This is a genomic window from Aeromonas sp. S15(2024) (assembly GCF_041402265.1).
Lineage (GTDB): Bacteria > Pseudomonadota > Gammaproteobacteria > Enterobacterales > Aeromonadaceae > Aeromonas > Aeromonas dhakensis.
Map to the genome: position 1 here is coordinate 13,779 of NZ_JBGLQY010000006.1, position 22,000 is coordinate 35,778.

The following is a 22,000-nucleotide window of genomic DNA, read 5'->3' on the forward strand; positions in this document are numbered from 1 at the left end:
TCACACGCTCTCCGTATTGATCTTGTCTGTTTTTGCGACGTTGCGTTCCATCTGTTCGGCCACCTGATCGGCGCGCCAGATGCTGTTGATCACGTGGATCAACGCCTGGGCGGAAGACTCTATGATGTCGGTGGCCAGGCCCATGCCATGGAATTTGCGGCCCTTGTACTGTGCGACTATGTCGACCTGGCCGAGGGCGTTCTTGCCTTCCCCCTTGCCCTTGAGTTCGTACTTGTCGATGCTGATCTCGTAGCCGGTGATGCGGTTGATGCATTGGTAGACCGCATCCACCGGGCCGTTGCCGGTGGCGGCTTCGCTGACGATCTCCTGGCCCACCTTCAATTTCACCGAGGCGGTGGCCATCACCGAGCTGCCGCTCTGCACGCCCAGGTACTCCAGCTTGAAGTGCTCCGGCTCTTCGTGGATCTGGCTGAAGAAGGCGAGCGCCTCCAGATCGTAATCGAACACCTGCCCCTTCTTGTCGGCCAGGGTGAGGAACTTGGCGTAGAGATCGTCGAGATCGTAACTGCTCTCGGCGTAGCCCATGGACTCCATCCGGTGCTTGATGACGTGGCGGCCGGAGCGGGAGGTCATGTTGAGGTTGTTCTGGGTGAGGCCGATGCTCTCTGGGGTGATAATTTCGTAGGTGTTTTTCGCCTTGAGCACGCCGTCCTGATGGATGCCGGAGCTGTGGGAGAAGGCGTTGGCCCCGACGATGGCCTTGTTCGGCTGCACCGGCATGTTGCAGAGCTGGCTGACCAGGGCGCTGGTGCGATGGATCTCGCTGTGGCGGATGTTGGTGTGCACCCCGAGCAGGTCGGCGCGGGTTTTCAGGATCATCGCCACCTCTTCCAGCGAGCAGTTGCCGGCCCGTTCGCCGATGCCGTTGATGGTGCACTCGATCTGGCGGGCCCCCATCTGCACGGCGCCGATGGAGTTGGCCACCGAGAGGCCCAGATCGTCGTGGCAGTGCACCGAGATGATGGCCTGATCGATGTTGGGGACCCGGTTGAACAGGGTCTGGATGATGCCGGAGAACTCGGTCGGCACCGTGTAGCCCACGGTATCGGGAATGTTGATGGTGCGGGCGCCGGCCTTGATGGCGGCCTCCACCATGCGGCACAGGTTGTCTATCGGGGTGCGGCCTGCATCCTCGCAGGAGAACTCCACGTCGTCGGTATAGCGGCGGGCGTGCTTGATGGCGCTGACCCCCATCTCCAGCACGTCCTCGAAGCTCTTCTTCAGCTTGCTCTCGACGTGGATGGAGGAGGTGGAGATAAAGGTGTGGATGCGAAAGGCGTCGGCGACCCGCAGGGCCTCGCCGGCGGCGTCTATGTCCTTGGGCAGGGCGCGGGCGAGGGCACAGACCCGGCTCTGCTTGATGTGACGTGCAATGGTCTGCACCGATTGAAAGTCGCCGGGGGAGGAGACCGGGAACCCCACCTCCATGACGTCGACACCGAGCCGCTCCAGTGCCTGGGCGATCTGCAGCTTCTCCTTGACCGTCAAGCTGGCCGCCAGGGCCTGCTCACCATCGCGCAGGGTGGTGTCGAATATGATGACCCGATCTGACATGTGACTTCCCTCTTCCTAAGTTCGGTGACGTGCATCCTGCGTTGGCATAAAAAAACCCGTGCAGGGTGCACGGGTTTTTGTAAATTCCGGCTATGCCTGAGCCCGGCTACAAGGATCCCGCGCGAGAGGTCGCGATTAGGGCGATTAGTAGTAGCGGAGCGGCAATACGCATGATGAATCAATCCTTGCAGTCGATAACGCTTTACCAATATCGAGATTTTTATGCTGTGTCAACCGTACGCACCCGGTTCATTTCGCTGGTTTATTTAATCGGATTGTAAAGGAGTGCAAATTTACTTGTCCCATATTCGGCCCTTGCCCGATTATCTGGTCATTCCTGCTGTACTCGATCATCTGTACAATCAGATCGACTTGTCAGTTTCTGCTGAATTATCCGAGGTATTAAATGGAAAAACGTAGACCTGGTCGTCCGGTCGGACGTTCTGACATTCGTGACAAGTTGCTCTGTGCCGCTCGCGAGCGTTTTCTGAACACCCCCTACAGCAAGGTGACGACCCGCGAGATCGCCGAGCTGGCTGGATCCAATCTGGCCATGATCCACTACTACTTCGGCAGCAAAGAGGGCCTCTACAAGGCGGTGCTGGGGGATGTGGCCGAGCCGCTCGACCAGGCCTGGCACGACGAGACCGGCAACCGCAGCCTCAACGATCTGCTCAACACCTACTACCAGGTGATGGCGCCCAACAGCGAGCTGACCTCCGCCATCTCCAGCGCATTATCGACCGAGAAGAGTCCGGGTCGGGATTTTGTGCTGAACCGCCTGCTGGAACGCCAGCTGCCCCAGTTCGATGCCTTGCTGGAGTCCATGAAGAACAACGGCGAGCTGGGTGACAACCTGGATCCCGAGATGCTGAAGATCTCCTTCCTCAGCATGATGTGGCAGCCCTTCGTGATGAAGGATCTCTACGAGCAGGTGTTCGGCCTGACCGTGGACGAGCACTTCATGGCTCGCCTGGCGGATCACAACTGCCGCCTGATGGAAAACGGCCTGCGCGGCACCCTGAACTGATCATTTGCCACGCTGGTAGCAAAAAGGGCCATTCGGCCCTTTTTTCATAAATCTGTTATTTGAACGTCAACCAAGTGTCACCCCGCCACCCTAGTCTGCTCTGTGACGCTAGGGAAGGAGGGGTTATGAACAAGATCCAGCAATGGGACCTGCAGGTGTGCCGCATCTGCCTGCTCCACGCCTACAACCGGCCACAGGCCAGGATCAGCCGGCTCATCTCCCGTACCGGTGACGGCCCGCTCTACGCCGTGCTGGCGGCCCTGCTCTGGTGGCAGGGGGAAGCCGAGCGCGAACTGGTGAAGCTGGCACTGCTCGCCTTCGCCCTCGAGTTGCCGCTCTACCTGCTGCTCAAGAATGCCCTCAAACGCCAGCGCCCGGTGGGGCTGCCGGTCTTCATCACCCCCTCCGACCGCTACAGCCTGCCCTCGGGCCACACCGCCGCCGCCTTCCTGATGGCAACCGTGCTGGCGGCCAGCTTCCCGTTCTGGGCGCCGTTGCTGTTCGTCTGGGCCGCGCTGGTGGGGGCATCCCGTCTGCTGCTGGGGGTCCACTATCTGAGTGACCTGGTAGCCGGCGCCCTGCTCGGCGGTGGCTGCGCCCTGCTGGCGCTCATGTGGGGGCAGGGATGAAGATACTGTTCGGTGTGCAGGGGACCGGCAACGGCCACATCAGTCGCAGTCGTACCCTGGCGCGGGCCTTGCGGGCCCGTGGTCTCGAGGTGGACTATCTGTTCAGCGGCCGTCCTGCGGACGGCTACTTCGAGATGGCCGAATTCGGCGACTACCGCACCTTTCCCGGTATCACCTTCGTCAGCCATGAGGGGGCCATCTCGAACTGGCGCACCCTCAAGGGGCTCTCGCCCCTGCGCTTCTGGCGCGACATGCGAGCGCTCGATTGTCGCGACTACGACCTCGTCATCAGCGATTTCGAGCCTATCAGCGCCCATGCCGCTCGCCGCTGGGACAAGCCGAGCCTCACCATCAGCCATCAGGCGAGTTTCGACTGGCCCATTCCACGCTGGGGGGAGAGCGGTTTCAACCGCCAGCTGATGCGCTACTTCGCGCCGGTGCGCCAGTCGCTCGGGCTGCACTGGTTTCACTTCGGCCAGCCCCTGTTGCCGCCCATCATAGATCCCATCAGTCATGGGCCCGACAACCAGCAGATCCTGGTCTATCTGCCGTTCGAGCAGACCGAGGCGATCGCGGCCCTGTTGTCGCGCTTCAACCAGCAACACTTCGTCTGCTTTCATCCGGCCATTCGCAATGCCAGCCAGTGGCGCAACATTCGCTTCGAGCCGCAGGCCCGTGAGGCGTTCAAGCAGGTGCTGGCCGGCTGTCGCGGGGTCATCACCAACGGTGGTTTCGAGCTCGCCTCGGAGGCGCTCTCCCTTGGCAAAAAGCTGCTGGTCAAGCCGCTGGGAGGCCAGTTCGAGCAGCTGACCAATAGCAAGACCCTCGAACTGATGGGGCTGGCGCGGCTGATGGATGCGCTCGATGCCAACGCGGTGCGGGCCTGGCTGGATGCGACGGCCCCGGGCCAGATCTGCTACCCCGATGTGGCGGGGGAGCTGGCCGGCTGGCTCGCCGCCGGCGCCCAGGAGAGCGTGGCGGATCTCTCCCGCCGGCTGTGGGCCCGAACCCTGTTTCCGGAGGAGGTGTGCGATCGGCTGAGCGAGCTGGAGGAGGGGAGTGCCCTCAGCAGTTGCTGGTTATCGCAAGTGAGCGCCTTTGACTAGACTGAGAGGGATCCCACCAAGGAGAGGACGGACACCATGCGCTTTACCAATGAAAACGGCGACACCATGAACCTGGCGGACAATCTCACCCTGCACGAGCTGCTGGACATGGGGGTCAGCATCTCGGTCTGCGAAGAGACGGATCCGGATCAGCAGATCTGGCTGGCGGAGCCGGAACAGGATCACTGATCCGCAGCCTGCCACCAAGGCCCACCCTGGCGGTGGGCCATTTTTTTCCGCTTTTGGCGGTTGTTGCAGCATGATCCGCTGGCTTGCCACCCATCTTCCCCGCATTGTTCCCACTCTTTCCAGCAAGTCACTGAATGTTAATAGTTGTTTGAAATTTATGACTGTTGTGGTCAGACAAAGCCGTGGACAACCGTTCACAAGCGGGTTAAGTTGGTTTTTCACCCGCTTTGCGGGTGAATGATGGAAAAAACCTATTTTTCTACTATCGACAGTGCCGAACTCGCCGGGTCCGTATTCAGACAACAACAACGCACGGGCCGGCGGTGCCGGGAAGCAGCGGACTGCCGATAGCTTTCGCTTAACGGAGCAAAGCCTGGAGGGCTTTATCATGGAGATGTTATCAGGCGCCCAGATGGTGGTTAGAGCGCTGGAAGATCAGGGAGTTGAGCACGTTTTCGGCTACCCTGGTGGCTCAGTGCTCGACATCTATGACGCTCTCTTTGAAAACGGCAAGATGGAGCATGTCCTGGTGCGGCACGAGCAGGCCGCGGTGCACATGGCGGACGGTTACGCCCGCTCCACCGGCAAGGTGGGCACAGTGCTGGTGACCTCGGGTCCCGGCGCCACCAACTGCATCACAGGGATCGCGACCGCCTACATGGACTCCATCCCCCTGGTGATCCTGTCCGGCCAGGTGCCGACCAGCATGATCGGGGAGGATGCGTTCCAGGAGACCGACATGATCGGCATCTCCCGCCCGGTGGTGAAGCACAGCTTCCTGTGCAAGAAAGCCAGCGACATTCCGGCCGCCATCAAGAAGGCCTACTACATTGCCGCCAGCGGCCGCCCGGGGCCGGTGGTGGTGGATCTGCCCAAAGACGTGCAGAACCCGAAAGAGAAATTCCCCTACGAGTACCCGGAGACGGTCTCCCTGCGCTCCTACAACCCGACCAAGTCGGGTCACAAGGGCCAGATCAAGCGTGCCGCCAAGCTGTTGGTGGAGGCGAGCCGCCCGGTGATGTATGTCGGCGGCGGTGCCATCAATGCCAATGCGGATCACCTGGTGACCAAGCTGGCGGAGCTGCTGAACCTGCCGGTGACCACCACCCTGATGGGGCTGGGGGCCTTCTCCGGCACCCATCCGCAGTTCATCGGCATGCTCGGCATGCACGGTACCTTCGAAGCGAACAAGAGCATGCACAACGCGGATCTCATCTTCGCCGTGGGGGCCCGCTTCGATGACCGCGTCACCAACAATGTGGCCAAGTTCTGTCCCAACGCCACCATAGTCCACATCGACATCGATCCCACCTCCATCTCCAAGACGGTGCAGGCCCATGTGCCCATCGTCGGCTCAGTGGAAACCGTGCTGGAGCAGATGCTGGAAGTGATCCGCGAGTGCGGTTTTGACAACGACAAGCAGGCGCTGGCGGACTGGTGGAGCCAGATCGGCCAGTGGCGTTCGCGCAACTGCCTGGCCTACGAGACCCACCCCACCCTGATCAAGCCGCAGCAGGTGATCGAGACCCTCTACAAGGTGACCAAGGGGGAGGCATTCGTGGCCTCCGACGTGGGTCAGCACCAGATGTTTGCTGCTCTCTACTACCCGTTCGCCAAGCCGCGCCAGTGGATCAACTCCGGTGGCCTCGGCACCATGGGGTTCGGCATTCCGGCCGCCATGGGCGCCCAGTTTGCCAACCCGGATGCCGTGGTCTGCTGCGTCACCGGCGACGGCTCGGTGCAGATGAACATTCAGGAACTCTCTACCTGCATGCAGTACGGGGTGCCCATCAAGATCATCTCCATCAACAACCGTGCGCTGGGCATGGTCAAGCAGTGGCAGAAGATGTTCTACGGCGGTCGCCACAGCCACTCCTACATGGAATCCCTGCCTGACTTCGTCAAGCTGGCGGAAGCCTATGGCCACGTCGGCATCGCGGTGAGCGATCCGGCGGAGCTGGAGAGCGCCATGGAGAAGGCCTTCGCCATGAAGGATCGGTTGGTGTTCATGGACATATCGGTAGACCCGGATGAGCACGTCTATCCAATGCAGATAAAGTTCGGTGCCATGGACGAGATGTGGCTGAGCAAGACGGAGAGAACCTGATGAGACATATAATTTCCGTTCTGCTGGAGAACGAATCCGGCGCCCTGAGCCGGGTGGTGGGCCTCTTCTCCCAGCGCGGCTACAACATCGAGACCCTGACGGTGGCCCCCACCGAGGATCCCACCCTGTCGCGCATGACCATCGTCACCATGGGTGACGAACGAGTGCTGGAGCAGATCCAGAAGCAGCTGCACAAGCTGGTGGACGTGCTCAAGGTGTGCGACTTGAGCGAAGGGGAGCACATCGAGCGCGAGATCGCGTTGGTCAAGGCGCGCGCCGCCGGTGGTGGTCGCGACGAGCTGAAACGGCTGGCGGATATCTTCCGCGGCCAGATCGTCGACGTCACTCCCGAGCTCTACACGGTGCAACTGGTGGGGACCAGCGAGAAGCTGGATGCCTTCATCAAGACTGCCGCTCAGACCAACGAGATTGTCGAAGTGGTGCGCTCCGGGGTGTGTGGCATCTCCCGCGCCGACAAGGCGCTGCGTCCCTGAGCCATCGCTTGGCAGCAGGCAGATTAAAGGGGCTCCTCGGAGCCCCTTTCTTGTGGGCGCTTGGTGGAATGGAGGGCTGGCACGAGTCTGTCATTTTCTTTCAAATGATCGGTAAACTATCCACAAAAGCTGTGGAAAACTCTGTAGATTAGCGGTGTGTCTGGCGTTAGTGTGCTGATCTTAAAAGGATATTTGGATCTGATCTGCGCTGGGGCGCAATTGTGCAATCGACTCTGGCGGGTGTGAGTGTTTGCTTATCCCGCCGCCCTTGCGGGACTGGCGCCTGTCGCCGAGCAGGTGATCCTGCCAGGATCCCGATTTGATCTTGTGGATCAACATTTCCCCAAATCAGCCATAAAAAAACCCGCCTTGCGGCGGGTTTTTCAGCAGGCAGAGCCTCGGACGATTACTCGGCCTGGGCTGCCTGAATACCGGTCAGGGCGATGGTGTAGACGATGTCGTCAACCAGGGCGCCACGGGACAAGTCGTTGACCGGCTTGCGCATGCCTTGCAGCATCGGGCCGATGGAGACCAGGTCAGCGGAGCGCTGTACCGCCTTGTAGGTGGTGTTGCCAGTGTTCAGATCCGGGAACACGAACACGGTGGCCTTGCCTGCTACCGGAGAGTTCGGGGCCTTGGACTTGGCCACGTTCTCCATGATGGCGGCATCGTACTGCAGCGGACCATCGATGATGAGATCGGGGCGCTTGGCCTTGGCCAGCTCGGTCGCTTCACGCACTTTCTCTACGTCTGCGCCGGCGCCGGAGGTGCCGGTGGAGTAGGAGATCATGGCTACACGCGGCTCGATGCCGAAGGCGGCAGCGGAGTCGGCGGACTGGATGGCGATCTCGGCCAGCTGCTCGGCAGTGGGATCCGGGTTGATCGCGCAGTCACCGTAGACCAGTACCTGATCCGGCAGCAGCATGAAGAAGATGGAGGAGATCAGGGAAGAGCCCGGGGCGGTCTTGATGATCTGCATCGGCGGACGGATGGTGTTGGCAGTGGTGTGCACCGCGCCGGATACCAGACCGTCGACTTCGTTGCGCTCCAGCATCATGGTACCCAGTACCACGTTGTCTTCCAGCTGTTCGCGGGCAACCACTTCGGTCATGCCCTTGTTCTTGCGCAGCTCGACCAGGCGGGCCACATAGCGCTCGCGCACGGCAACCGGATCGATGATCTCGACGCGGTCGGTCAGTACCACGCCCTGCTGTTCGGCGACGCGACGGATCTCTTCCGGGTTGCCCAGCAGCACCGGACGGGCGATGCCACGCTCGGCACAGATGGCGGCAGCCTTGATGGTGCGCGGCTCTTCCCCTTCCGGCAGCACGACGCGCTTGTTGGCCTGACGGGCCAGCTCGGTCAGCTGATAACGGAAGGCCGGCGGGCTCAGGCGACGGGAGCGGGTGGACTTGGCGGAGAGAGACTCGATCCAGTGCTTGTCGATGTGGCCAGCCACATAGTCCTGCACCAGCTCGATACGCTCGCGGTCATCTTCCGGGATGTCGACGTTGAAGTTCTGCAGGCTGACGGCGGTTTGCCAGGTGTTGGTGCCGGTGATCATGATCGGCAGGCCGGTAGCCATGGCCTGTTGGCACAGCGCCATCACCTGGGGTTCCGGGTGATAGTTGCCGGTCAGCAGCAGGGCGCCCAGCTTGACGCCGTTCATGGCGGAGAGGCAGGCGGAGACGATGACGTCGGAACGGTCGCCGGAGGTCACCAGCAGGCTGCCCGGACGGAAGTGCTCGATCATGTTGTGGATGGAGCGGGCGCAGAAGGTCACGGTCTGCAGACGGCGGCTGTCCAGCTCACCCTTGTGCAGGATCTTGGCAGCCAGGTGCTTGGCGAGATCCTTGGCGCGCGGGGCGATCAGCTGGGTGTTCCAGGGGATGCAGCCGAGGATGCGCAGCGGGCTCTTGCCGAATACCTGCAGTACTTCCAGGTTGTGAGCGGTGTCGGCGCCGTGGTGATGGGCTTCGAACATCTCGGTCAGGTCGGGGCGGGTCACGCCGTGCTCGTCAACCGGTGCACCCACCTTGTTGATGACGCAGCCCACGATGCGGGGGTTGCTGACGCCACCGAAGTTGGAGCAAGCAAGCTCGATGCGCTCTTTCAGCTTCTGGCTGGAGTCGTTGCCCGGGTGGGTCACGAACACCATGTCGGCGTCCAGCGCCTTGGCGACGTCGTAGTTCAGCTTGTTGGCAAACGGCTGCTTGTCGGTCGGCACCATGCCTTCGATGACCAGCACTTCGGCACCGCTGGCCTTCACGTGCTCTTCAAAGCGGGCCACGATCTCTTCCAGCAGGATGTCGGTGTTGCTGGAGGTGATCATGTTCTCGGCGTAGGAGAGGGCGAACGGCTCGGGCGGGTTGATGTTGGCAGCAGCGCGGATCACGGCGGTGGAACGCTCGGTACCGGTTTCACCCGGACGCGGCTGAGCGACCGGTTTGAAGAAGCTGACATTGACACCGTGACGTTCCATGGCGCGAACGACGCCAAGGCTCACGGAAGTTACGCCGACACCAGTGCCGACCGGGATAAGCATAATAGTGCGTGCCACTTTATACCCCTTGTTCATTTTTGGGATCAGGAAAAGGCCGCCCTTGGGCGGCCTTGCTCTACAGCGAAATTATGCGCCGACCAGTTCCAGCGCGTCGTGGGCGATGACCCACTCTTCGTTGGTCGGGATAACCAGGGCCTTGGTGGAGCCAGCCTTGGTGATCTCGCCACCCTTGCCGAAGCGAGCCTTCAGGTTGGCGTCGTGATCGACGTCGAAGCCCAGCAGACCCAGTTTGTTCAGGGTGATTTCACGGATCGGGGCGGAGTTTTCACCGATACCACCGGTGAAGACCACGGCGTCCAGACGACCGTCCATGGCGGCAGCGTAGGCGCCGATGTACTTGGCCAGGCGATAGCAGTAAACGTCCATGGCACGCTTGGCTTCTTCTTTGCTGTCGTAGTTGTCTTCAACGAAACGGCAGTCGGAAGTTACTTCGGTCAGACCCTGCAGGCCGGACTCTTTGGTCAGCATGGTGTTGATCTGATCAACGCTCATGCCCAGCTTGTCGTGCAGGAAGAAGATTATGGCCGGATCGATGTCGCCGGAGCGGGTACCCATCACCAGGCCTTCCAGCGGGGTCAGACCCATGGAGGTGTCGACGGACTGGCCGTTCTTGATGGCGCAGACGGAGCCGCCGTTGCCCAGGTGGCAGTTGATGATGTTCAGCTCTTCCACCGGCTTGTTCAGCTGCTTGGCAGCTTCCAGGCTGATGTAGTAGTGGCTGGTGCCGTGGGCGCCGTAGCGACGGATGCCGTTCTCTTTGTAGAGTTTGTACGGCAGGGCGTACAGGAAGGCTTCTTCCGGCATGGTCTGGTGGAAAGCGGTGTCGAACACGGCCACGTTCTTCTCGGCCAGCGCCGGGAACACACGACGGGCTTCACGAATACCGATCAGGTGAGCCGGGTTGTGCAGCGGGGCGTACGGTACGGCGGCTTCGATGCCGGCGATCACGTCGTCGCAGATGCGCACGGAGGAGGTGAAGCGCTCGCCGCCGTGTACGACACGGTGGCCGATGGCGATCAGGTTCTTGGACAGCTCCGGGTTGAGCGGCAGGATCTTGTTGACGATGTAGTCCAGCGCTTCCTGGTGAGCGGCACCGGCGCCCAGATCGGCACTGCCTTTCTCGCCGTTCAGTTTCCACTTGATGCGGGCGTCGTCGAGGTTGAAGCACTCGGCCAGGCCGGACAGCAGGTCATCACCGGTGGTTGCGTCAATGACAGCAAACTTCAGGGAAGAGCTGCCACAGTTAAGAACAAGAACCAGCTTACTCATGAATAAATCCTATCGCAGATTGGGTTGTGTAGGAGGATGCGTTGGACGCGCTGTGTCCAAAAACTTTCAACTTATCCTTATGAGGGTTGGCAATCTGTTGCTTGCCCCTTGTATAGTGATACAAGACCCGAAATCCAGACGTCCCTGACGGCTCAACGGCAGGCCGTTGGCGCAAAAATTGGGCGTACAAAGGATAACCCGATTGTTGAAAAATAACAAAGTCATCCTCAACCTTTGTTATTGCGCATCAAATATTGTCGTGGTTTTGCCGTTAATACGTTCAAAAAGAGCTCGGAGGTAGCATGAGCATGAACATTTTTGGAACTAAGTTACAGCAAGGCCGTCATTATATGACCCTTTGGCCCCGCCGTCCCGAGCTTAATTCCATGTTCCCGGAGAATCGGGTGATCAAGGCCACCGAGTTCGCCCTCAAGGTGATTCCTGCGCTGGCAGTGCTCAGCGTCATGCTGCAGTTCCAGTTTGGCGAGCAGCACTACTGGCCTTCCGTCATGACCTCGGTGCTGTTTCTGCTCAGCTTGCCGCTGCAGGGCTACTACTGGCTTGGCCAGCGTGCCGATACCCGGTTGCCGCCCTCCCTTGCCAGCTGGTATCGCGAGATCAACGGCAAGATGAACGAACAGGGCGGTCAGCGCCAGCTGGTGGCCCAGCCCAGATACGAAGAGCTGGCTGATACCCTCAACGCCGCCTTCAAGCAGCTGGACAAATCCTTCCTCTACGAGTGAGGCCCCACGGCCTGCCAACCGGACAAAGGCGCCTCGCGGCGCCTTTTTAATGGCTGCCGGATCAGGCCGCCAATACCTTGCGGATCTCCTGGATGGAGAGCTTGTACTGGCGCGGGCACTGGCGCCAGACCGCCAGCATGCGCTGGTACTTGTCACGCATGGCGATGTCGCTGGAGAGCTCGTCGCAGGGGCAATTGAGCTCGGGGAAGCGCTTGTCCACCTCCAGCAGGAAGCAGACGTAGTCGGCCAGCTCCCGCTCCTGGCTGCGGCTGTAGCCGTTGAACTCCAGTCGGCTGGCATTGATTTCGCCCTGATCGGCTGCGTCCAGGTTGCCCCAGGAGATGGCCAGCGCATGGTGCAGCTCCAGGGTATCGATCACCTCCTGGCAGGTGGCGAGATCCAGATGACCAAAGCTCTTCTCCAGTTCGAGGATCTGCAGGCAGTAGCCGCGCTCGATGATGGTGCTGGCCCGTTGGTAAAACGCCGCCTTCTCCGGATTGAGTTTGGCCAGGATCTCGTACTGGTTGCTCAGGATCAGACGTTCGGTGTGGCTCATGTTCATGGGCTTTTCTCACTGGAAAATGAAACTGGGGTCACGTTAACCCATATATAGGATGAATTTTTTGATCTGGCAGGGGAGGTTGGCGAGATTGCGGGGCGGGAAATCAACGCAGGCGTGGGCTGGTTAATTAAATGTAACGGCTGGCACCTTGCTTTCTGGCCAGTTGGCGCAACAATAAGGGCGTCATTTGGCTTGCGCCGAAAGACCCGTCACCAAGGCATCCCGTTATGGATGCACACAGCCCCGCCATGGAAAACAACAAGGCTGCCGCCCCTCATTCGGGCAGGCGACCGAAAGGGCGGTATCGCGCGCCCCGCCTGCAATGCGGAAGGGCTGCGACATGCGAATAAAAAAGGGCCTGCGCTTGCAGGCCCTTTTCATATCAGCAGTACCGGTATCTGTGGTTCAGCCCTTGAGCAGATCGAGCACCACCTGATGGTGATCGCTGGTCTTGAACTTGTCGAAGCGGTGGGCAATCTTGCCCTCTTCGTCGATGAGGAAGCTGAGCCGGTGGATACCGTCATACTCCTTGCCCATGAACTTCTTCGGGCCCCAGACGCCAAACGCATCGGCCACCGCATGATCTTCATCGGCCAGCAGGCGGAAGTTCAGGCTGTCGCGCTCCTCGAATTTTTTCAGCCGCTTGGCGCTATCCGGGCTGATGCCGAGCACCACCACATTGAGGGCGGCCAGTTCGGCGTTGACGTCGCGCAGGCCGCAGGCCTGGGTGGTGCAGCCCGGGGTCATCGCCTTGGGGTAGAAATAGACGAGCACTTTCTTGCCGCGCAGGTCGGCCAGGCGCACCTGGTTGCCGTCCTGGTCGGAGAGGGAAAAGTCGGGGGCCAGGCTGCCAGCGGATAAAGGTTGCATGGGATCTCCTTGATGAGCCGTCAGGCGTGTTTGTTGTTGACGATGAATTCGAACGATTCTGCGCCCAGTTCACGACAGAATCCGGCGAAGGCCGCCTGCGAGCCGGCCGCCTCTCCCTGCTTGGCCAGATTGAGCTGAAAGCTGGCCTTGAGCAGGTTGAACGGCTGCTGTTCCAGGGTGATGGTCTGCATGGCCTGGATGTCCCAGCCGTGATCGCTGAAGAACTGGGTGCACTGGCTTACGATACCCGGCTGGTCCCGGATCAGGATCTCGGCGTTGGCGCTGATGTCGTATTGCAGCGACTGGTGGCGCTCGGTGCGTTTCATCATGGTGATGAGGTCCCACTCCTGACTGCGCAGGGGCAGGCTTATCTCGAGCTGCATCAGGCTGTTCCAGTCACCGGACAGCAGCATGATGAAGGTGAATTCATTGCCGAAGATGCCAAGACGGCTGTCGACAATGTTGCAGCCACAACCACTGACGTGGCGGGTGACCTCATTGACGATGCCAGGCCTGTCCGTGCCTATGGCCGTTACGACCAGGTAATGAGTCATAAATCTTCTCTCGTCCATTAGCGGGTGGCGAATGCGGGCGGCGGGCACGTCGACCGAAGGGGTCTGGCCCGCGCGGCCGCGTGGCGACCCTGCTGAGAATCTCGTTGTGGCAAGCGTCCTGCCGGGTGGTGGCGGCCCGGTTCCGGCGCCAGTTTCCGGCGCTTGCGCACGGCTGTTTGTGCCGGATGGTAACACGGCTTGGCCGTGGCCTCCCTTGTTTTTCCAAGGGGGCAGCTTTACCATAACGCCCCTGAAAATCGGGAGAAATATCCATGTTGCGCGGTAGTATTGTTGCCCTCGTTACCCCCATGCTGGCTTCAGGTGAAGTCGATTGGGCCAGTCTTGCCAATCTGGTCGAGTATCATGTCAGCGCCGGAACCAGCGCCATCGTCGCGGTGGGGACCACGGGGGAGTCGGTGACCCTGAGCGAGCAGGAGCACATTGCCGTCGTGGAGAAAACCGTGGCACTGGCCGCCGGACGCATCCCGGTCATCGCCGGCTGTGGCTCCAACAATACCGCCCATGCCGTCGCCCTGGCCAAGCGCTTCGCCGAAACAGGCGTAGTAGCGGGTCTCTCGGTCACACCTTATTACAACAAACCCACTCAGGAAGGTCTCTATCGTCACTATTGTGCGATCGCCGAGGCTAGTGGTCTGCCCCAAATTCTTTATAATGTGCCCGGTCGTACCGGTTGCGATCTCAAACCGGAAACGGTAGCCAGACTGGCCAGGGTGCCCGGCATCATAGGCCTGAAAGAGGCCACCGGGGATCTGAGCCGTACGCCGCTGCTGCGTGAGCTGTGTGGTGCGCAATTCGCACTTTATAGTGGCGATGATGCCAGTGGATGTGATTTTATGCTGCAAGGCGGTGACGGTGTCATTTCGGTCACTACCAATATTGCAGCGGCCCAGATGGCCGACATGTGTCGTGCTGCGCTGGCCGGCGATGCCGGGCGGGCGCATGACATCAACAATCGATTGATGCCGTTGCATCAGACTCTGTTCTGCGAACCGAGCCCCATCCCGGTGAAATGGGCCTGCGCCCAGCTGGGATTGATTGCGACGGCCACCTTGCGTCTGCCGCTCACCGACCTCACTGCCGAGGGCGAGCGGGCGATGGCGCGAGCACTGACGACTGCGGAGTTGATGGCGAGTGTTTAAAGCAAATGGAAAGGGAAATGCAGTGCGCCTGGTGCTGAGCGTGGCGACCGTTGCCGTGCTGGCAGCCTGTAGCTCACCCCAGGAACGCAAGATGGCCAACCGTGGTTTCGAGTACGAGGATGCCCGCCTTGAAGGCCGTGCTTTCCTGGTGCCGGCCGGGTTGAGTGCCCCCGCCTTTAACAGCAGTTTCGACATTCCGCCCCTGCCAGAGAGCAGCCGTGACGGCGCCCTGGGGGCCAAGGTGGATGTGCGTCCGCCCGCCCAGCTGCTGACCGTGGTACCGGGCAGCCAGGTGGTAACCAATGCCGGTGAACCTACCATGGCCTTCTACGCTCTCAGCACCTCCCAGAGCGTGGAGCGCGATACCTGGGCCTTCCTGATGAACTTCCTCGCCCAGTACAAGGTCACCACCGAGAAGCTGGACCAGCAGGCCGGCGTGTTGCAGACCGGCTGGTTTGACAATACCAAGGCGCTCGACGGCTGGAGCGAAGAGGACGACGACTTCGTCATTCGCCAGCGCTATCAGTTCACCCTGCGCAACGATCCCCAGCGCCACGCCGTCAACATGTCGGTCCGGGTACTGGATCACGAGGAGACCATCGATGGCGAGACCAGCAAGGAGCTGACCCCGGCCGATGCCCAGCGCTACGCGACCAGGGCCCTCAACCAGTTCTCGCTCTACTACGACAAGCAGCTCAAGTCCCGCGAGCAGCACAAGGCCAACGATGGCATGGGGCTGGAGCTGGGTCTGGACAACAACGAGCTGAGCGCCTGGATCGTCGATGGCTCGTTTGACCAGGTGTGGCGTCGTCTCAATCAGGTGCTGCCGGCCTACGGCTTCACCATCAAGGATACCCAGCAGTCGCTGGGCTGGATCGACGTGGAGTACGACGAGCCGGGCAGCGAGTTTTGGAAGGCCAAGGGCAGCGAGCCGTTCAAACTGGACGAAGACAAGTATCGCTTCCAGCTTGGCGAGATGGCGGGGGGCAAGACCTCCATCACCCTGTTCGACAAGGACAAGAAGCCCGTGTCGTCCGGTGTCATCTCCCAGATGTACATCAGCCTGTCCGAGGCATTCGCCAAGGGTCTGGCTGACCAAGCTGCAAAAACAGAATAGAAACAGGGGCCTTGTGCCCCTGTTTTGTTATGTTAACCCCCCACAAACAGGAAGTGTTATTAGCCATGAGTCTTGCAGACCAAGTATTGGCGGTGAACGATGATTTGCCGATCCGTACCGATAAACCCGTCCATTCCGGTAAAGTGCGCAGCGTCTACTGGCTGACCGCCGCAGACAGTGCCCGCCTCATCCGTGAGAAGGGTTACGACGTGCCGGCGGATGCGCCGCTCGCCATCATGGTGATCAGCGACCGGATCTCGGCCTTCGACTGCATCTGGCAGGGCGTGGACGGGCTCAACGGTGTGCCGGGCAAAGGGGCTGCGCTCAACGCCATCTCCAGCCACTGGTTCAAGCTGTTCAAGGAGAAGGGGCTGGCCGACAGCCATATCCTGGACATCCCCCATCCCTTCGTCTGGATCGTGCAAAAAGCCCGTCCCGTGATGATCGAGGCGATCGCCCGCCAGTACATCACCGGCTCCATGTGGCGTGCCTACAAGGATGGCGAGCGCGAGTTCTGCGGCATCACCCTGCCGGAAGGACTGAAAAAGGATCAGAAGCTGCCGGAGATCCTCATCACCCCCTCCACCAAGGGCGTGCTGAAAGGGCTGGACGGCGTGCCGGAGGCCGATGACGTCAACGTCTCCCGTGCCGACATCGAACGCCACTACCAGGGCTTCAACTTCAGCAAGCCGGCCGACATCGACCGCTACGAAGTGCTGCTCAAAGAGGGCTTCAACGTCATCAGTGACGCGCTGGCCGAGCTGGATCAGGTCTTCGTCGACACCAAGTTCGAGTTTGGCTACGTCCAGGATGCCGCCGGCAACGAAAAGCTGATCTACATGGATGAAGTGGGCACCCCTGACAGCTCCCGTATCTGGGACGGCGCCGCCCTGCGCGACGGCCAGATCGTCGAGAAGTCGAAAGAGGGCTTCCGCCAGTGGCTGCTCAATCACTTCCCGGATCCGGACATCCTGCTCAACAAGCACCGCATGCCGGAACGTTTCGCCCTGGCCCGCGACAACAAGTTGCCGACCGAGGTGATGATGGACATCTCCAACACCTACGTGGGGATTGCCGAGAAGATCATCGGTCAGCCGCTGGTTCGCAGCGCCAATCCGAAGCAGGAGATCATCGAGGTGCTGCGCGAGCAGTACGGGCTGATCGACTGAGGCGTACCGCCTTTTTTACTGTCGTAAAAACAAACGTTTGCCACCTGCCGGTACGGCAGCGGTCACGGAACGGGCCCCATCAAGGGGCCCGTTTTTGTTGCCGTGCCGACTGGGCGGCAGAAGGGCGGCGATCAGCCGTTGACCCTGAACACCTGGCCGGTCTGTACGCCCAGTACCGATCTCTGGTAGGCCTGCGCCACCCTGGCGGCGGGCACGGGGACGAAGCCCGGGAAGAAGCTGGCGTATTTATCCATCGACTCCGTCAGCACGGTCGGGCTCACCACGTTGATGCGCAGGCCCCGCGGCAGCTCGCAGGCGGCCGCCTTGACGAAGTGCTCGACGGCGCCGTTGATGGTGGTGACGCTGGCGCCCCAGTTGATGGGCTCCTCGCTCAGAATGCCGCTGATCAGGGTGATGGAGCCCTTGTCGTTGAGGTGGGGGATGGCGGCGCGGGTCAGGTTGATCTGGCCCATCAGTTTGCTCTGGATCCCCAGCTGCCACTCTTCATCGGTCATCTCGGTCAGGGAGTTGAACGCGGCGCTGCCGCTGGCCACCACCAGCGCATCGAACTGCCCCAGCTTGGCAAACAGCCCCTTGATGGAGGCGGGATCGCGCATGTCGACCCTGGCATCCCCCTGGCTGTGGCCGACCCGGATCACCTGGTGATCCTTGGCAAGCAAGTCGCTGACGGCAGAACCTATGGTGCCGGATGCACCCACAATCACAATTTTCATCTCAGTCACTCCTGGTTGGGATGTGTTGATTCTAGTGCGCTAAAAAAGGGGAAAAAGCGCGTAAAATAAACCCATTGTTTCCAAATTGGAGCTAATGATGGATATCGCCCATCTGGCCAGTTTCTACGAAGTGGTACAAAGGGGCAGTTTCTCCGCCGCCGCCGATGCGCTAGGGGTGAGCAAGGGGATGCTGAGCCGTCATGTCAGTGCGCTAGAGTCCTCCCTCAATGCCCAGTTGCTGCAACGCACCACCCGCCGGCTCAGCCTGACCGAGGCGGGCTCGACCCTCTACCAGCAGGCGGGGGAGATCTTCGCGCTGGCCCGTCAGGCGGAGCAGGATATCCAGGCCCTGACCGAGGAAGATGGCGGCCGGCTGCGCTTCACCTGCCCGATCAGCGCCGGCGATCGCATGGTGAGCGAGCTGCTGGCTCGCTTCGCCGAGCTCTGCCCCGGGGTTGCGGTCGAGCTCAACTTCACCAATCAGATGGTCGACATGAGCCAGGGTGAGCATGACATCGCCCTGCGCGCCATAAGCGAGGTGCCCGACAACCTGGTGGCCATGCCGCTGGGCCGGCTCAGGGATGTGGTGGTGGCGAGCCCCACACTGGTGGCACGGGAGGGCAAGCCGGCCACCCCTTATGAGCTCAACGGCCGTGCCTGCCTGCTCATGGGGAGCAATCCGGTCTGGGAGCAGTGGCACTTCAGCCGGGAGGGGGAGGAGGCGCACATCCTGGTGCAAGGCAAGGTGCGGGCCAATCACTACAGCACGGCGCTGCAGCTGGCCCGGGCGGGGTTGGGCTATGCCAAATGTCCGCTGGTTGCGGTGGATGCCCTGCTGGCGGCAGGGGAGCTGGTGACCGTGCTCGACGGCTGGCACAGCGGTCTGCACCCGCTTCATATCCTGCATGCCCAGCAGCGGCGGGTGCCGCGCAAGATCCGGCTGTTCAAGCAGGTGCTGGCTCAGTGGTTTGCCGAGCGGCCCCACTACCTGCTCTGAACTGCCGTTATTTTTCTGTCATCTTCGGCTGCTAGCCTGCGCCCATCAACGCGATCAGGAAGATGAACGAAGATGAAGGGCTGTCGATATAAAAACCGTGTGTCGCTGCTGTGCGCCGCACTGGGCATGAACATGATGCTGGGCACAGGCTCGGTGCATGCTGCGGTTGAGGTGACGGTGCCGGCGGATTTCCAGATCCTGGCGGTGAGCGCTGGCACCCTGCACGACGAGCAGCACGCCACCCTGCCGGATGGGGAACAGCAGCTGCTGGTGCGTTATGAAGGGGTGATCCCGAGTCGCAGCAGCAGCGAGAATGACCGCCAGCTGCGCTCCGCGCCGCAGGTGCTGCGCTATCAGGCGAGCCAGCAACAATTACAGCTGGTCGCCAACTTGCCGAGGGATGAGCGGGGTATGGCGCAGTATGCCAAGTCTCCAGTTATGGGCTTGCAGGCCGGTGGCCAGAGCATTGCCAGCCAGCAGGATGCGCTGGTGACCAGCGGCATGCTGATCGGCATGGACTGGCGCGCCAAGCTGGCCGAATACAATCAGCGCGGTGGCAAGGCGGCGCTGACGGCGGCTTCTGTTTCTGCACTTCCTGCGGCCGTGGTCGCCAGCGAGGTTGCGCCGGTAGCGGCCAGCGAGCTGGAGGGGCAGTTGCAGCAACTCTTCCTCAAGGCGGATCCGGCCCTGCGCAAGCGCTTTGTCAGCTGGGCCGTGCCGCGGCTTTAAGTTTGCCGTCCGTTGCAGTAACGTGGGGGCTCTCATCGTGTCTAGCGCCCATCTTATTGCAACGAGGTCTTCATGTTTGAATTGCACAGTCGCCTGCAGGCGGATACCCGCCTGCTTGGCGATCTGCCTCTCTGCCGCGTCCTGCTGGCCAAGGACAGCCAGTATCCCTGGCTCATCCTGGTGCCGAGAGTGGCCAATCTGCGGGAAATCCACCACCTGGCGCCGGCCCAGCAACAGCAGCTGATGCAGGAGTCCTGCGCGGTGGCGACCCTGATGGAGCAGGCGCTGCGTCCGGACAAGATCAACGTGGCGGCGCTTGGCAACCTGGTGCCCCAGCTGCATCTGCACCACGTGGCCCGTTTCAGTACCGACAAGGCCTGGCCTGGCCCCATCTGGGGGGCTCATCCCTCCTTGCCCTATGATGAATCGACCCTGCAGCGGGAAGCCGCCGGCTGGCGACTCAAGCTGGCCAATCTGGCCGGATTCACTCCCCTTGAAACTGACAGTTGAATCAAGTGAGAGGCGGCTCGCTATTTCGACGCCCGGGCCGCGCTATCTGTTAGAGTTATGGTATAGATAAGCCCATTTTCGATGTTCAGGAAGGTCCCATGATAGTGACAAGAGCCGACGATGATACCGTATTGACCACAGAGGACGTGCTGTTGAGCCTGTGCCATTCGGTGACGGATGTATTGAGTGCGGCAACCCAGAGTCAGGTGCGTTTCTCCGGCATGGTGCAGCGGATCAGCAAAACCTGCCTCAAGCCGGATATCGGCTGCTTCGTGCTGTTTGACGGCGGCTTCTCCGGCCTGGTGGTGATCAACTTCTCCGCCTCCGCCGCCATGGAGCTCTACGAGAGCTATATGCTCAGCATGGGGTTATCCAAGGAAGATCTCGCCATCTCCCACACCTCGGACGAGGTGAGCAACGTCATGGGCGAGCTGATGAACCAGATCGTCGGCAGCTTCACCGTCAAGGTGGGCCGGGATCTGCAGACCCACATCACCCAAAACCAGCCGAAGATGCTGGCCCTCAACAAACAGGTGATGCTGAGCGTCGATACCAATCTCGACAGCCCGGAGTCGCGCCGGGTCACCTTCTTCACCGCTCGCAACAACATCTTCTATCTGGAGCTGGCGATGGACAAGACCGAGTTCATCCGCATCCACAACGATGGCATGGATCAGGAAGAGCTGGATCCCGATGCCTTGATCGCCCAGACCAAACGCGATGCTGCCCAGCCTGTGCCGGCCGCCGCCCCGGTGGCCAACGATCACGACGATCTACTGGACTCCCTCGGGATCTGATTTTCCCGCTGTCCGCCAACAAACGAGGCCACCCATGGGGTGGCCTCGTTTGTTGGTGCTGATCGCCGTTAGAAGTTGTAGAGCAGACCCGTGCTGAAACGGGTGGACTGGCTGTCGTAGAAGTCGATGTCCGAGTCGGCATTGGAGTAGGCTGCGGTGAAGGTGGCGGCCAGGGCCTTGACGCCGAACAGGTTGTGCCAGAAGAAGGTACCGTTGACGGCGAATTCGTCCGCGTCGGCATGCTGGCCGAAGATGGGGTTCGCCTCGTCGTACTTGCGCTTGCCGGTGTAGAGGTTGCTGACGAAGGACCACTGGGGGCCGCGCTTGGCGTAGGTCAGCTTTAGGCCGGTGTTCTTGAAGCTCTCGGCGCTGCCGTCCAGGCGAGCCTCCTTGTAGAGGATGGCCGGCTCCAGCAGCTGGTTGCCGTTGAAATGGAACTGGTAGGAGAGCTCCATGTCGTGCACCTTGCCGTTGCGATCCAGCATGCCGGCGTAGTGGGTGCCGTGGCTCTGATCATACTGCTGGCCACTGCGCTCCTCGTCCATGTCCACCTCCCGGGTGGTCAGGTTGCCGTAGAAGTTGCTGCCCCAGATCTTGTCCCAGGCGAAACGGGCCCCTTTTGACTTCAGGTCGGTCGAGCTGCGGTCCACGCCGGTGGCGAAGGGATCGCTCCACAGCTCCACCGGCATGACGTTGAACACCAGCGAGGTGGCAACGATACCCTTGTCGCCCATCTCCTGGCGCAGGCCGAGCTGCTGGGTGAAGTCGAAACGCACCGCATCCTGGATCAGGTTGCCGAGGAATATTTGGGTGCGGGTATCGGCGAAGGTATAGCGGATGTCGGCGTTGAGCAGCGGCGTCAGGCCACTCTCGCTGTCGGGCGAGCCGAGATCATTGATACGGCTGTGGTTGTCATCGCCCGCGTAGAAGTTGGACTGGTAGCTGACGGCGTTGACCCCGCCCAGCAGAAAGCCGGACCAGCCTGACTGCTTGGGGATCTCGCCCAGGTCGGCGTGGGCGGCATTGGCTGCCAGCAGGCCAAGACTCAGCAGGGTGAGATTGCGCATCGATGAGACTCCTGAATTATCAGTTGGTT

At 61.0% G+C, this 22,000-nt stretch carries 22 protein-coding genes; 14 read left to right on the forward strand and 8 right to left on the reverse strand.

Translation table 11 applies throughout. From position 1 onward, the window contains the following. Positions 1 to 1,575, reverse strand: coding sequence for a 2-isopropylmalate synthase (gene leuA, locus ACB033_RS13630; RefSeq protein ID WP_043171981.1), 1,575 nt, complete (start codon positions 1,573 to 1,575; stop codon positions 1 to 3). A 406-nt stretch (positions 1,576 to 1,981) separates the two neighbouring features. Between leuA and ACB033_RS13635 the strand changes: the two genes are divergently transcribed. From ACB033_RS13635 to ilvN, 6 genes are all read left to right on the forward strand, one after another. Continuing rightward, complete coding sequence (locus ACB033_RS13635) at positions 1,982 to 2,605, forward strand: TetR/AcrR family transcriptional regulator (RefSeq protein WP_005304358.1); 624 nt, start codon at positions 1,982 to 1,984, stop codon at positions 2,603 to 2,605. 125 nt (positions 2,606 to 2,730) lie between these two features. Continuing rightward, positions 2,731 to 3,234, forward strand: a complete 504-nt coding sequence (locus ACB033_RS13640) for a phosphatase PAP2 family protein (RefSeq protein WP_043171982.1) — start codon at positions 2,731 to 2,733, stop codon at positions 3,232 to 3,234. Continuing rightward, entirely contained in the window at positions 3,231 to 4,340 is a 1,110-nt protein-coding gene (locus ACB033_RS13645; RefSeq protein WP_139726438.1) for an MJ1255/VC2487 family glycosyltransferase, read from the forward strand. The genes ACB033_RS13640 and ACB033_RS13645 overlap by 4 nt, the downstream gene beginning before the upstream one ends. Positions 4,341 to 4,376: 36 nt before the next feature. Further along, positions 4,377 to 4,529 carry a hypothetical protein gene (locus ACB033_RS13650; protein WP_005304348.1) on the forward strand — a complete coding sequence of 51 codons (153 nt, stop codon included), beginning with the start codon at positions 4,377 to 4,379 and terminating at the stop codon, positions 4,527 to 4,529. Between the two features lie 388 nt (positions 4,530 to 4,917). Further along, positions 4,918 to 6,636, forward strand: a complete 1,719-nt coding sequence (locus tag ACB033_RS13655; protein WP_005304345.1) for an acetolactate synthase 3 large subunit — start codon at positions 4,918 to 4,920, stop codon at positions 6,634 to 6,636. Continuing rightward, positions 6,636 to 7,130 carry an acetolactate synthase small subunit gene (gene ilvN, locus ACB033_RS13660; RefSeq protein WP_005304342.1) on the forward strand — a complete coding sequence of 165 codons (495 nt, stop codon included), beginning with the start codon at positions 6,636 to 6,638 and terminating at the stop codon, positions 7,128 to 7,130. The genes ACB033_RS13655 and ilvN overlap by 1 nt, the downstream gene beginning before the upstream one ends. Positions 7,131 to 7,536: 406 nt before the next feature. On the opposite strand, the gene pta is transcribed toward ilvN, so the two are convergent. Further along, on the reverse strand, positions 7,537 to 9,708 hold the full coding sequence (pta, locus tag ACB033_RS13665) for a phosphate acetyltransferase (RefSeq protein WP_017763828.1): 2,172 nt from the start codon (positions 9,706 to 9,708) through the stop codon (positions 7,537 to 7,539). 51 nt (positions 9,709 to 9,759) lie between these two features. Next, positions 9,760 to 10,962 carry an acetate kinase gene (locus tag ACB033_RS13670; RefSeq protein WP_005304335.1) on the reverse strand — a complete coding sequence of 401 codons (1,203 nt, stop codon included), beginning with the start codon at positions 10,960 to 10,962 and terminating at the stop codon, positions 9,760 to 9,762. Between the two features lie 302 nt (positions 10,963 to 11,264). Between ACB033_RS13670 and yfbV the strand changes: the two genes are divergently transcribed. Next, on the forward strand, positions 11,265 to 11,705 hold the full coding sequence (gene yfbV / locus ACB033_RS13675) for a terminus macrodomain insulation protein YfbV (RefSeq protein WP_017779105.1): 441 nt from the start codon (positions 11,265 to 11,267) through the stop codon (positions 11,703 to 11,705). A 61-nt stretch (positions 11,706 to 11,766) separates the two neighbouring features. On the opposite strand, the gene ACB033_RS13680 is transcribed toward yfbV, so the two are convergent. From ACB033_RS13680 to ACB033_RS13690, 3 genes are all read right to left on the reverse strand, one after another. After that, complete coding sequence (locus ACB033_RS13680) at positions 11,767 to 12,267, reverse strand: YfbU family protein (RefSeq protein ID WP_139726439.1); 501 nt, start codon at positions 12,265 to 12,267, stop codon at positions 11,767 to 11,769. Positions 12,268 to 12,672: 405 nt separating this feature from the next. Continuing rightward, positions 12,673 to 13,137 carry a thioredoxin-dependent thiol peroxidase gene (gene bcp / locus ACB033_RS13685; protein ID WP_010634967.1) on the reverse strand — a complete coding sequence of 155 codons (465 nt, stop codon included), beginning with the start codon at positions 13,135 to 13,137 and terminating at the stop codon, positions 12,673 to 12,675. A gap of 20 nt (positions 13,138 to 13,157) precedes the next feature. After that, entirely contained in the window at positions 13,158 to 13,691 is a 534-nt protein-coding gene (locus ACB033_RS13690; RefSeq protein WP_005304323.1) for a glycine cleavage system protein R, read from the reverse strand. 272 nt (positions 13,692 to 13,963) lie between these two features. Here ACB033_RS13690 and dapA point away from each other — a divergent pair, with 272 nt between their 5' ends. The 3 genes from dapA (at position 13,964) to ACB033_RS13705 (ending at position 17,137) form a co-directional block, all read left to right on the forward strand. Then, positions 13,964 to 14,851 carry a 4-hydroxy-tetrahydrodipicolinate synthase gene (gene dapA / locus ACB033_RS13695; protein WP_005304320.1) on the forward strand — a complete coding sequence of 296 codons (888 nt, stop codon included), beginning with the start codon at positions 13,964 to 13,966 and terminating at the stop codon, positions 14,849 to 14,851. After that, positions 14,844 to 15,968: an outer membrane protein assembly factor BamC gene (gene bamC, locus ACB033_RS13700; RefSeq protein ID WP_017763831.1), complete on the forward strand. Its 1,125-nt coding sequence runs from the start codon at positions 14,844 to 14,846 to the stop codon at positions 15,966 to 15,968. The genes dapA and bamC overlap by 8 nt, the downstream gene beginning before the upstream one ends. Positions 15,969 to 16,033: 65 nt before the next feature. Then, a complete protein-coding gene (locus ACB033_RS13705) occupies positions 16,034 to 17,137 on the forward strand; it encodes a phosphoribosylaminoimidazolesuccinocarboxamide synthase (RefSeq protein WP_010634965.1) in 1,104 nt (367 codons plus the stop codon). A gap of 131 nt (positions 17,138 to 17,268) precedes the next feature. Here the strand turns inward: ACB033_RS13705 and ACB033_RS13710 are convergent, their stop codons facing one another. Further along, positions 17,269 to 17,871 (reverse strand): short chain dehydrogenase, encoded by a 603-nt coding sequence (locus tag ACB033_RS13710; protein WP_139726440.1) that lies wholly within the window; start codon positions 17,869 to 17,871, stop codon positions 17,269 to 17,271. 97 nt (positions 17,872 to 17,968) lie between these two features. Between ACB033_RS13710 and ACB033_RS13715 the strand changes: the two genes are divergently transcribed. The 4 genes from ACB033_RS13715 to ACB033_RS13730 all read left to right on the forward strand — a co-directional run bounded on the left by ACB033_RS13715 (position 17,969) and on the right by ACB033_RS13730 (position 20,904). Then, positions 17,969 to 18,868, forward strand: a complete 900-nt coding sequence (locus tag ACB033_RS13715) for a LysR family transcriptional regulator (protein ID WP_139726441.1) — start codon at positions 17,969 to 17,971, stop codon at positions 18,866 to 18,868. Between the two features lie 72 nt (positions 18,869 to 18,940). Continuing rightward, positions 18,941 to 19,597, forward strand: a complete 657-nt coding sequence (locus tag ACB033_RS13720; protein ID WP_162852117.1) for a DUF2057 domain-containing protein — start codon at positions 18,941 to 18,943, stop codon at positions 19,595 to 19,597. A 72-nt stretch (positions 19,598 to 19,669) separates the two neighbouring features. Next, positions 19,670 to 20,107 (forward strand): HIT domain-containing protein, encoded by a 438-nt coding sequence (locus ACB033_RS13725; RefSeq protein WP_094697423.1) that lies wholly within the window; start codon positions 19,670 to 19,672, stop codon positions 20,105 to 20,107. 98 nt (positions 20,108 to 20,205) lie between these two features. Continuing rightward, entirely contained in the window at positions 20,206 to 20,904 is a 699-nt protein-coding gene (locus ACB033_RS13730; protein ID WP_139726442.1) for a DUF3334 family protein, read from the forward strand. A gap of 68 nt (positions 20,905 to 20,972) precedes the next feature. Here the strand turns inward: ACB033_RS13730 and ACB033_RS13735 are convergent, their stop codons facing one another. Next, positions 20,973 to 21,971 carry a DUF2860 family protein gene (locus tag ACB033_RS13735; protein WP_019840636.1) on the reverse strand — a complete coding sequence of 333 codons (999 nt, stop codon included), beginning with the start codon at positions 21,969 to 21,971 and terminating at the stop codon, positions 20,973 to 20,975. Between the last annotated feature and the right edge of the window lie 29 nt (positions 21,972 to 22,000).

Bases quoted from the DNA above. Each gene is read 5' to 3' on its own strand.
- leuA (WP_043171981.1), bottom strand. From the start codon at position 1,575: ATGTCAGATCGGGTCATCATATTCGACACCACCCTGCGCGATGGTGAG.
- ACB033_RS13635 (WP_005304358.1), top strand. From the start codon at position 1,982: ATGGAAAAACGTAGACCTGGTCGTCCGGTCGGACGTTCTGACATTCGT.
- ACB033_RS13640 (WP_043171982.1), top strand. From the start codon at position 2,731: ATGAACAAGATCCAGCAATGGGACCTGCAGGTGTGCCGCATCTGCCTG.
- ACB033_RS13645 (WP_139726438.1), top strand. From the start codon at position 3,231: ATGAAGATACTGTTCGGTGTGCAGGGGACCGGCAACGGCCACATCAGT.
- ACB033_RS13650 (WP_005304348.1), top strand. From the start codon at position 4,377: ATGCGCTTTACCAATGAAAACGGCGACACCATGAACCTGGCGGACAAT.
- ACB033_RS13655 (WP_005304345.1), top strand. From the start codon at position 4,918: ATGGAGATGTTATCAGGCGCCCAGATGGTGGTTAGAGCGCTGGAAGAT.
- ilvN (WP_005304342.1), top strand. From the start codon at position 6,636: ATGAGACATATAATTTCCGTTCTGCTGGAGAACGAATCCGGCGCCCTG.
- pta (WP_017763828.1), bottom strand. From the start codon at position 9,708: ATGAACAAGGGGTATAAAGTGGCACGCACTATTATGCTTATCCCGGTC.
- ACB033_RS13670 (WP_005304335.1), bottom strand. From the start codon at position 10,962: ATGAGTAAGCTGGTTCTTGTTCTTAACTGTGGCAGCTCTTCCCTGAAG.
- yfbV (WP_017779105.1), top strand. From the start codon at position 11,265: ATGAGCATGAACATTTTTGGAACTAAGTTACAGCAAGGCCGTCATTAT.
- ACB033_RS13680 (WP_139726439.1), bottom strand. From the start codon at position 12,267: ATGAACATGAGCCACACCGAACGTCTGATCCTGAGCAACCAGTACGAG.
- bcp (WP_010634967.1), bottom strand. From the start codon at position 13,137: ATGCAACCTTTATCCGCTGGCAGCCTGGCCCCCGACTTTTCCCTCTCC.
- ACB033_RS13690 (WP_005304323.1), bottom strand. From the start codon at position 13,691: ATGACTCATTACCTGGTCGTAACGGCCATAGGCACGGACAGGCCTGGC.
- dapA (WP_005304320.1), top strand. From the start codon at position 13,964: ATGTTGCGCGGTAGTATTGTTGCCCTCGTTACCCCCATGCTGGCTTCA.
- ACB033_RS13705 (WP_010634965.1), top strand. From the start codon at position 16,034: ATGAGTCTTGCAGACCAAGTATTGGCGGTGAACGATGATTTGCCGATC.
- ACB033_RS13710 (WP_139726440.1), bottom strand. From the start codon at position 17,871: ATGAAAATTGTGATTGTGGGTGCATCCGGCACCATAGGTTCTGCCGTC.
- ACB033_RS13715 (WP_139726441.1), top strand. From the start codon at position 17,969: ATGGATATCGCCCATCTGGCCAGTTTCTACGAAGTGGTACAAAGGGGC.
- ACB033_RS13720 (WP_162852117.1), top strand. From the start codon at position 18,941: ATGAAGGGCTGTCGATATAAAAACCGTGTGTCGCTGCTGTGCGCCGCA.
- ACB033_RS13725 (WP_094697423.1), top strand. From the start codon at position 19,670: ATGTTTGAATTGCACAGTCGCCTGCAGGCGGATACCCGCCTGCTTGGC.
- ACB033_RS13730 (WP_139726442.1), top strand. From the start codon at position 20,206: ATGATAGTGACAAGAGCCGACGATGATACCGTATTGACCACAGAGGAC.
- ACB033_RS13735 (WP_019840636.1), bottom strand. From the start codon at position 21,971: ATGCGCAATCTCACCCTGCTGAGTCTTGGCCTGCTGGCAGCCAATGCC.